Source organism: Bradyrhizobium sp. (genome assembly GCF_017881085.1).
Classification (GTDB): domain Bacteria; phylum Pseudomonadota; class Alphaproteobacteria; order Rhizobiales; family Xanthobacteraceae; genus Bradyrhizobium.
Genome location: NZ_JADGRI010000246.1, coordinates 1 through 8,237, shown reverse-complemented (window position 1 = coordinate 8,237; position 8,237 = coordinate 1). Strand labels below are relative to the sequence as shown.

The window sequence follows — 8,237 nt, the reverse complement described above, 5'->3', positions numbered from 1 at the left end:
GCGGTCTGGTGCGTGCGCATCAGGCTGCTCGCATACCACACCGCGTTGCGCGGCAGTATCTTGGCGACCGCCTCGAAGACTTCGCGATCGCCGGTGTCGCATTCGATATCCTTCTGGCCGTAGATATTGCCGCCGTCGCTTCGCACCGGCGCATGGCGGACCCACCACCAGCGGGTCGTGACGACTGCTGCCTTGCCTGGATTGGACATCCCAAAAACCCTTCAATAGTGTCTGCTGTCGCTGTACGTCAGAGCATACATCGTCTCAAGTGACTTGAACGTTTGAGAGGTCACTTCGACGTTTGAAATCTTGTTTGAAATTCCGCAAGGCGGCAAGCGCCGGCAACGATCCAAGCTGCAAGGGAGAAACTCATGGGCCGCCTCGAAGGCAAATCCGTCATCATCACCGGCGCGGGCAGCGGCATCGGCCGCGCGGCGTCGCTGCTGTTCACCAAGGAGGGCGCACGGCTGATCGCGGTCGACCGCACCGACGGCGTCAAGGAGACGGTGGCGCAGGTGCGCAAGGCCGGCGGCACGGCCGAGGCGGTGATGGCGGACGCCGGCTCGGAAGCCGACGTCAAGGCCTTCATCGACAAGGCGGTGTCGGCCTACGGGCGGCTGGACGCGATCTGGGCCAATGCCGGCATCAGCGGCGGGCTGGTGCCGCTCGCCGACCAGACCGTGGAACACTGGCAGGAAATCCTGCGCATCAATCTGATCGGTCCGTTTCTCGCGATCAAGCATTCGATCCCGCACATGATCAAGCAGAAGTCCGGCGCGATCGTCTGCACCGCCTCGGTGGCGGGCCTGAAGTCCGGCGCCAGCGGTCATCCCTATGCGGCGAGCAAGGCCGGCGTCATCAGCCTGGTGCAGACCACGGCCTATTCGCTGTCCGGCACCGGCGTGCGGATCAACGCGGTGTGTCCCGGCCTGATCGAAACCGGGATGACAAAGCCGATCTTTGACAATGCGAAGGAGCGCGGCACCGATCACAAGATCGGCCAACTCAATCCCCTGAAGCGCGCCGGCCAGCCGCACGAGCTGGCGGCGATGGGACTGTTCCTCGCCAGCGATGACGCGTCTTACGTCAACGGCCAGGCGATCCCGGTCGACGGCGGCCTGACGGCGTCGATGCCGTATGCGGGGAAACCGATTTAGCGCGGCGCCTGTACGCGTCATTGCGAGGAGAAACGCGACGAAGCAATCCAGCTTCGTATTGCGTGGTGAAATGGATTGCTTCGCGGAGCCTGTCATCGGGCGGCGCCTCGCGCCGGCCCGTTGGCTCGCAATGACGGAAGCTGCGGCATCAATGAATGAGGAAGAAGTCGTGAACGAACGAAATTCGCATTCCACTTCGGCTTTTCAAGCCATTCGGGCGATCGACTATACGGTCATCTTCGTGCGCGATATGGCAGCGATGCGATCCTTCTACCAGGATATCCTTGGCTTTCCGCTATTGCGCGAACTTTCGCCGGGCTGGATCGAATATCGGGTCGGCGACAACACCCTGGCGCTGGCGAAGCCAAGCCTGACCGCCGCGGATGCACCAGCCCCTGCCGGCAGCGCCTCGCTTCAGCTGGCGTTCAAGGTTTCCGCTTCCGAAGTTGATCGGTGCGCCGACGAATTGGTGCGGCGGGGCGTCAAGCTGCTCTCACCGCCCACGGATCAGGCGTTTGGACATCGCACGCTGTTCTTCCGCGATCCCGACGGAAATTTGCTGGAGGTGTATGCGGAGATTTAGTCCGCAGGATGGCTTGAGTTCTTGCGAAACCCATCACTGGCGCGACCGGAAATTGAATCGCGAAGCCGGATATCGAGCCTGCAAGGCGACCGTCAGCCCGACTTGTTCATCTTCTTTACTTTTGCGTCCGTTGCCTCAATCGACGCAGCCAGTTCCAGAATCGCTTTCGCCAAGAGGTCGGCGGCTTCCTTGGGATCCAGCGATCGCTCGGCGCGAAGCGCATAATTTTTTGCTGAGGAGAGTGACATCGGCGACCTTTCCTAAGGAAAAACCCGCCGGGTTGAGGCGGCGGGCTTCCTTACGCATTACGTCTCGCGGGGGCGTTATGGGCCATCCGCGATTGCCGCGAACATAGCGGCCCAGGGTTAAGAAATCCTCGCGACGGAGGGGCGACCCGACGCGAGTTTCGAGATAATCCCAATCCGTCATGGCCGGGCTTGACCTTGGCTTGACCCGGCCATCCATCTTCTTCGCAAGACTTGCTTGAAGATCGATGGATACGCGGGTCAAGCCCGCGTATGACGAATTTTGGTGCGATGCGCTGCGCCTCATTGACAGCACCGGATACTGGATCGCCCGCTTTCGCGGGCGATGACACTGTTTGCTTGTTCGTGCGCCAGCCCGCTTGCTACTTCGCCCCCGCCTTCTGCGCGTATTCCCAGGCGGCCTTTGACAGCGGCACGGTGCGCTTGGCGGATTCCATCGCCTTGGCGTTGGCGGCGGTGCCGTCGCGGATCCGGCCCGCGATGCCCTGGGTGATGCCGGCGAGCCGGAACAGATTGTAGGAAAAATACCAGTTCAGGTCGGGCACGGTGATGCCGGTGACGTTGCAATAGATCTGCGCCGCCTCCTCCATGCTCGGAATATTGAGCGCCTTGAGGTCGGCATTGGCGAGCCCCGGCATGGTCCATTGCATCAGGAGATAGGTGAAATCAGCCATGGGATCGCCGAGGGTCGAGAGCTCCCAGTCCAGCACGGCCAGCACCCGCGGCTCGGTCGGGTGAAAGATCATGTTGTCGAGGCGATAGTCGCCGTGGACGATCGAGACGCGCTCCTGCTGCGGCACGGTCTTCGGCAGCCATTCGGCGAGCTTCTCGAATTCCGGAATGTGCTGGGTCTCGGAGGCGCGGTACTGCTTGGTCCAGCGGTCGACCTGGCGCGCGAAATAATTGCCCGGCTTGCCGAACTCGCCGAGCCCGATCGCCTGCGGATCGTAGGTGTGCAATCTGGCGAGCGTCTCGATCTTGCTGGTGAAGATCTTGCGCCGGTCCGCCGGCGTCTGGCTCGGCAGCGTCGGATCCCAGAACACCCGGCCCTCTTCCATCGACATGATGTAGAAGGCAGCACCGATGACGCCGTCGTCGGTGCACAGCGCATAGGCTTTCGCGACCGGGAAACCCTGCTTACCCAGCGCTGCGATGACGCGGAACTCGCGGTCGACCGCGTGCGCCGACGGCAGCAGTTTGCCGAACGGCCGGCGGCGCATCACATAGGATCGCGCCGGCGTGTCGAGCCGGTAGGTCGGGTTGGACTGGCCGCCCTTGAACTGCAGGACGGTCAGCGGTCCCTGATAGCCCTCGACGTGTTCGCGCATCCAGCCGTCGAGGCGCAGCTCATCGACCCGATGCCGCTCCTCGACAGGCTTGGTGCCCGAAAACTCCTCGTCGCTCCTGACGCCGTCGGCCACGATGACGCTCCCTTGTTTCTTGGGGAGCGCCATCATTCGAGGGGCTCCCGTTAGAGCGGAATGACTTGTCGTCATCCCGCTCTATCTCTTTGTCTTGTCGCGCGTCCGGGCGGAAAACCGGTCCCCACTTTTCCTGGACGCGCTTTCTAGTGCGTATTGGAAGCGTTTGCATACTTCCGAAGTTCAAGTCTGGCAATGGCGCGGTTATGGACCTCGTCCGGACCGTCGGCCAGGCGCAGCGTGCGAATGTGCGCGTAGGCCTTGGCAAGGCCGGCATCGTCGGATACGCCGCCGCCGCCATAGGCCTGTATCGCGTCGTCGATGATCTTCAGCGCCATGTTGGGGGCCGCCACCTTGATCATGGCGATCTCGAGCTGCGCGGTCTTGTTCCCGACCTTGTCCATCATGTCGGCGGCCTTCAGGCACAGCAGCCGGGTCATCTCGATGTCGGTGCGGGCCTCGGCGATGCGCTGTTCCCAGATCGAGTGCTCGATGATCTTCTTGCCGAACGCGGTGCGCGACGACAGCCGCCGCACCATCTTCTCCAGCGCTTCCTCGGCCACGCCGATGGTGCGCATGCAGTGATGGATGCGGCCGGGGCCGAGACGGCCCTGCGCGATTTCAAAACCCCTGCCCTCGCCGAGCAGGATGTTTTCGGCGGGAACGCGGACGTTCTCCAGCAGCACCTGGGCGTGGCCGTGCGGGGCGTCGTCGAAGCCGAACACCGGCAGCATCTTCTCGACCTTGATGCCGGGGGTATCGAGCGGAACCAGGATCTGCGACTGCTGCTGGTGCTTGGCCTGGGTCGGGTCGGTCTTGCCCATCAGGATCGCTATCTTGCAGCGGGGATCGCCGACGCCCGACGACCACCATTTGCGGCCGTTGATGACGTAATGATCGCCGTCGCGCTTGATGCTGGTCTCGATATTGGTCGCGTCCGAGGAGGCCACCGCGGGCTCGGTCATCAGGAAGGCGGAGCGGATCTCGCCGTCCATCAGCGGTCGCAGCCATTTGCGCTTCTGCTCCTTGGAGCCGTAGCGCATGAACACTTCCATGTTGCCGGTATCGGGCGCCGAGCAGTTGAACACTTCGGAAGCGAAGCTGATGTGGCCCATTTCCTCGGCCAGCAGCGCGTATTCCAGATTGCTCAGTCCCGCACCGCGGAATTCATCGTCCTCATGCGAGGACGGCGGCATGAACATGTTCCAGAGGCCTTCGGCCTTCGCCTTCTTCTTCAGGTCTTCGAGGACCGGAATCACCTTCCAGCGCTCGCCGGCTTCGTCCTGCTGCCGATAGACCGGCACCGCGGGGCGCACATGCTTGGTCATGAAAGACTGCACGCGGTTGAGCCAGTCTTTCTGGCGATCTGACATATTGAAGTCCATGGGACGCTCCTCGCTACGGTTTTGAATTTGTTGGCCGCACTGTCTGCCCGCCGCCGCTCCGCCGCAAGGCCATTTTGTCATGGGCTCGCTGGCGTGATGCCGAAGGCGTGATGGGGCGGAAACGCGGCGCGGCGCAGCCGGCGCATTGACATTCCCGTCCCTTCAAACGATAGTTTCATACAAGTGTTTGAAATGCAACTCTCCTCCCCGGGGGTCAGATATGCCGTCCGATCAGACCCGCACTGCTATCCTCGCCGCCGCCGAGCGGCTTTACGCCGATCGCGGCTTCGGCGACGTGACGCTGCGCGACATCGTCGCGGCGGCCGGCGTCAATCTCGCGGCGGTGAATTATCATTTCGGTTCCAAGGACGAACTGATCGCCGAACTGTTCGTCACCCGCTCGATCGCGACCAACCGCGAGCGCCTCAACGAATTGAAGGCCGCCGAAGAAAAAGGCGGCGGCCGTGCCGATATCGACGCCATCCTGCGCGCGCTGGTGGGGCCGACGCTGCGCGGCTGTCTCGGGCCCGACCGCGAGCGCTCGACCGCGGCGCGCTTCATGATCCGCGCCTCGATCGAATCGGTGCCGCCGATCCGCCGCATCAAGAACCGCGAGGTCGACCATTTGCGGAAATTCGTCGCCGCGATGCGGCGCTCGCTGCCCGATCGCGGCGAGGTCGATCTCTATTGGGGCCTGCACTTTGCGCTGGCGATGGCGCACCACACCATCCGCGAGAGCGAACGGCTGGCACGGCTGTCGGACGGAAAATGCGACCTCAACGACGTCGCAGGGATCATCGAGCGCATCGTCGCGGTGTCGGTGATGGCGCTGACGGGAGGCGCGGCGGAAAAAAAGCCGGCCGCGAAGCTGGTGGCGCGGGACGCGCGGTGATCCAGCGCTGCTTCCACTTGCGCTAGATCTCGAGCGCCTCGATGCCGAGGTGGCGGAACAGCTTGGTGTCGTGGTCTTCGCCGGGATTGCCGGCCGTCAGCAGGGTGTCGCCGACGAAGATCGAATTGGCCCCGGCGAAGAAGCACAAAGCCTGCATCTCGTCGGTCATGGCGCTGCGGCCCGCCGACAGGCGAACGAAGGATTTCGGCATCAGGATGCGCGCCAGCGCGATGGTGCGGACGAACTCGATCGGCTCGATCGGATCGGCCTTTGCCAGCGGCGTGCCTGCGATCGGGATCAGCATGTTGATCGGCACGCTCTCCGGATGCTCCGGCAAATTGGCCAGCGTCACCAGCATATCGACGCGGTCGCTTGCCTCTTCGCCCATGCCGACGATGCCGCCGCAGCACACCTTGATGCCGGATTCCCGGACATGGGCCAGCGTCTGCAGGCGGTCACCGAAGGTGTGCGTGGTGATGATGTTGCCGTAATGGCGTTCTGACGTGTCGATGTTGTGGTTGTAATAATCGAGACCAGCCTCGCCCAGCCGCGCGGCCTGCGCGGCATCGAGCATGCCGAGCGTCATGCAGGTCTCCATGCCGAGCGCCTTGACGCCCGCGACCATGGCGACGACCGCGTCCATGTCGCGGTCCTTGGGGCTGCGCCATGCCGCGCCCATGCAATAGCGGGTCGCCCCGGCGTCGCGCGCCTTGCGCGCTTCGGCAAGGACGCGTTCCACTTCCATCAGCCGTGAGGCCTTGAGGCCGGATTCATGATGGCTGGACTGGCTGCAATAGCCGCAATCCTCGGGGCACCCGCCGGTCTTGATGCTGAGCAGCCGGCTGAGCTGCACCTTGTTGGGATCGAAATGCTGGCGGTGGATGGTCTGGGCCTGAAACAGGAGATCGTTGAAGGGAGCCTGATAAAGCGCCAGCGCCTCTCCCCGCGTCCAGTTCCCGCGGAGGTCACCGTAGATCGGCGTCGCCGAATTCATTTCGTTGGAGCGCGCTGCAATCGTCATATTCCCTCCGTCGGGAGCACCAAGCCGCAAGCCGGCCGATCGGATTCACCCTAGCCCGATCGCAGGCCCGGTCGCAATGCTGGGAGTCCGCCGGAATAATATTCCAATGAGCATGTGAGCGAGCCGAACGAATTCCGTCCACGGATCCGCTAGATGATCCCCTGCTGCTTCAGCGCATCGAGTTTTGTATCGTCATAGCCCAGCTCCGAGGCCAGCACCTCCCTTGTGTTCGCGCCCAGGAGCGGCGGCGCGCGATAGTCCCTCACCGGGGTTGCGGAAAAAGTGATGGGATTGCGGATCAGCGACAGCGCGTGCTCGAAGGGGTGGTCGACCTTGATCTCCATGCCCCGCGATTTGACGTGCGGATCGGCGAACACCTGCTCGAAATTGTTGATCGGGCCGCAGGGCACGCCGGCCTTCTCCAGCTCTTCCAGCCAATGGGCCACGGATTTCTTCAGGAACAAGCCGGCGAAGATCGCCATGATTTCCTTGCCGTGAACGACGCGATCGTTGTTCTTGAGGAATTTCGGATCAGTGGCGAGTTCGGGCTGACCGAGCACCGCGCAGGTCCGTGCGAACTGGCCGTCGTTGCCGACCACCAGCATCAACTCGCCATCGGCGCAGCGGAACACGCCGGCGGGCATGCCGCCATTGCCCCAGGTGCCGCGCCGCGGCGGCGTGTTGCCGTTGACGAGGTAGATCTGCGCCCAATGCGACAGCGAGGCGATCACGGTGTCGAACAGGCAGACATCGACATGCTGCCCCTCCCCGCCATTGGCCTTGCGATGATAGAGCGCCGCCAGAATGCCGATCGATGTGTTCATGCCGGTCATGTAGTCGACGATGGAGGGGCCGACCTTCATCGGCCCCGCCCCGGGCTCGCCGTCCATGTGGCCCGTGACGCTCATCAACCCGCCCATCGCCTGCAGGATCGCGTCATAGCCGGCGCGCGGCGCGTAGGGCCCGGTCTGGCCAAAACCGGTCACCGAGCAATAGATGATGCCGGGGTTGAGGGCCTTGATCGATTCATAATCGAGCCGGTAGCGCTTGAGATCGCCGACCTTGTAGTTCTCCATCATGACGTCGCAGGATTTGGCCAGCTCGCGGACGATGTCCTGGCCTTCCGGAGAGGCGATATTGACGGTAACCGACTTCTTGTTGCGGTTGGCGCAGAGATAGAACGAGTTGTTGTTGTTCGCCTTGCCCTCGGGGTCGACCAGGTAAGGCGGCCCGAACGCGCGCGCGTCGTCGCCGCCGCCCGGCCGCTCGATCTTGATCACCTCGGCGCCGAGATCGGCCAGCATCTGCGCCGACAGCGGCCCTGCCAGCACGCGCGTGAGATCGAGAATTTTGATGCCTGAAAGGGGCAAACCCGACATGAACACTTCCTCCTCGGCGCGCGGTCTTGTGGCTCCGGAGCTATTGGGCCGGCGCGAATGAAGTCTGCCGATACACTATTTTTTCAATGCCGAGCACTGCGCTGGCGGCATGCAGCCATCCGCCTGCCGCGCC

Annotated in this window: 9 protein-coding genes; 3 read left to right on the top strand and 6 right to left on the bottom strand. The window is 63.2% G+C overall.

Annotated features, from left to right (window positions below; genetic code table 11):
- Window positions 1–209 (bottom strand): phosphoglycerate mutase family protein (locus QZ213_RS20490; protein WP_291687917.1); only part of this gene is annotated, 209 nt, incomplete at its 3' end.
- Between the two features lie 162 nt (window positions 210–371).
- Between QZ213_RS20490 and QZ213_RS20485 the strand changes: the two genes are divergently transcribed.
- A complete protein-coding gene (locus tag QZ213_RS20485) occupies window positions 372–1,157 on the top strand; it encodes an SDR family oxidoreductase (protein ID WP_291687916.1) in 786 nt (261 codons plus the stop codon).
- A gap of 151 nt (window positions 1,158–1,308) precedes the next feature.
- Entirely contained in the window at window positions 1,309–1,740 is a 432-nt protein-coding gene (locus tag QZ213_RS20480; protein WP_291687920.1) for a VOC family protein, read from the top strand.
- 92 nt (window positions 1,741–1,832) lie between these two features.
- Here the strand turns inward: QZ213_RS20480 and QZ213_RS20475 are convergent, their stop codons facing one another.
- The 3 genes from QZ213_RS20475 to QZ213_RS20465 form a co-directional block, all read right to left on the bottom strand.
- Window positions 1,833–1,988, bottom strand: coding sequence for a hypothetical protein (locus tag QZ213_RS20475; RefSeq protein WP_291687915.1), 156 nt, complete (start codon window positions 1,986–1,988; stop codon window positions 1,833–1,835).
- Window positions 1,989–2,368: 380 nt separating this feature from the next.
- A complete protein-coding gene (locus tag QZ213_RS20470) occupies window positions 2,369–3,427 on the bottom strand; it encodes a phosphotransferase family protein (RefSeq protein ID WP_291687919.1) in 1,059 nt (352 codons plus the stop codon).
- Between the two features lie 146 nt (window positions 3,428–3,573).
- Window positions 3,574–4,812: an acyl-CoA dehydrogenase family protein gene (locus QZ213_RS20465; RefSeq protein ID WP_291687914.1), complete on the bottom strand. Its 1,239-nt coding sequence runs from the start codon at window positions 4,810–4,812 to the stop codon at window positions 3,574–3,576.
- Between the two features lie 220 nt (window positions 4,813–5,032).
- Between QZ213_RS20465 and QZ213_RS20460 the strand changes: the two genes are divergently transcribed.
- Window positions 5,033–5,704 (top strand): TetR/AcrR family transcriptional regulator, encoded by a 672-nt coding sequence (locus tag QZ213_RS20460; RefSeq protein ID WP_291687913.1) that lies wholly within the window; start codon window positions 5,033–5,035, stop codon window positions 5,702–5,704.
- Window positions 5,705–5,726: 22 nt separating this feature from the next.
- On the opposite strand, the gene bioB is transcribed toward QZ213_RS20460, so the two are convergent.
- Together bioB and QZ213_RS20450 are read right to left on the bottom strand one after the other, a co-directional pair.
- The gene (gene bioB / locus QZ213_RS20455) at window positions 5,727–6,698 is read right to left on the bottom strand and encodes a biotin synthase BioB (protein ID WP_291687918.1); all 972 of its coding nucleotides are present in this window, start codon (window positions 6,696–6,698) and stop codon (window positions 5,727–5,729) included.
- Window positions 6,699–6,874: 176 nt separating this feature from the next.
- A complete protein-coding gene (locus QZ213_RS20450) occupies window positions 6,875–8,104 on the bottom strand; it encodes a CaiB/BaiF CoA-transferase family protein (RefSeq protein WP_291687912.1) in 1,230 nt (409 codons plus the stop codon).
- Window positions 8,105–8,237: the final 133 nt, after the last annotated feature.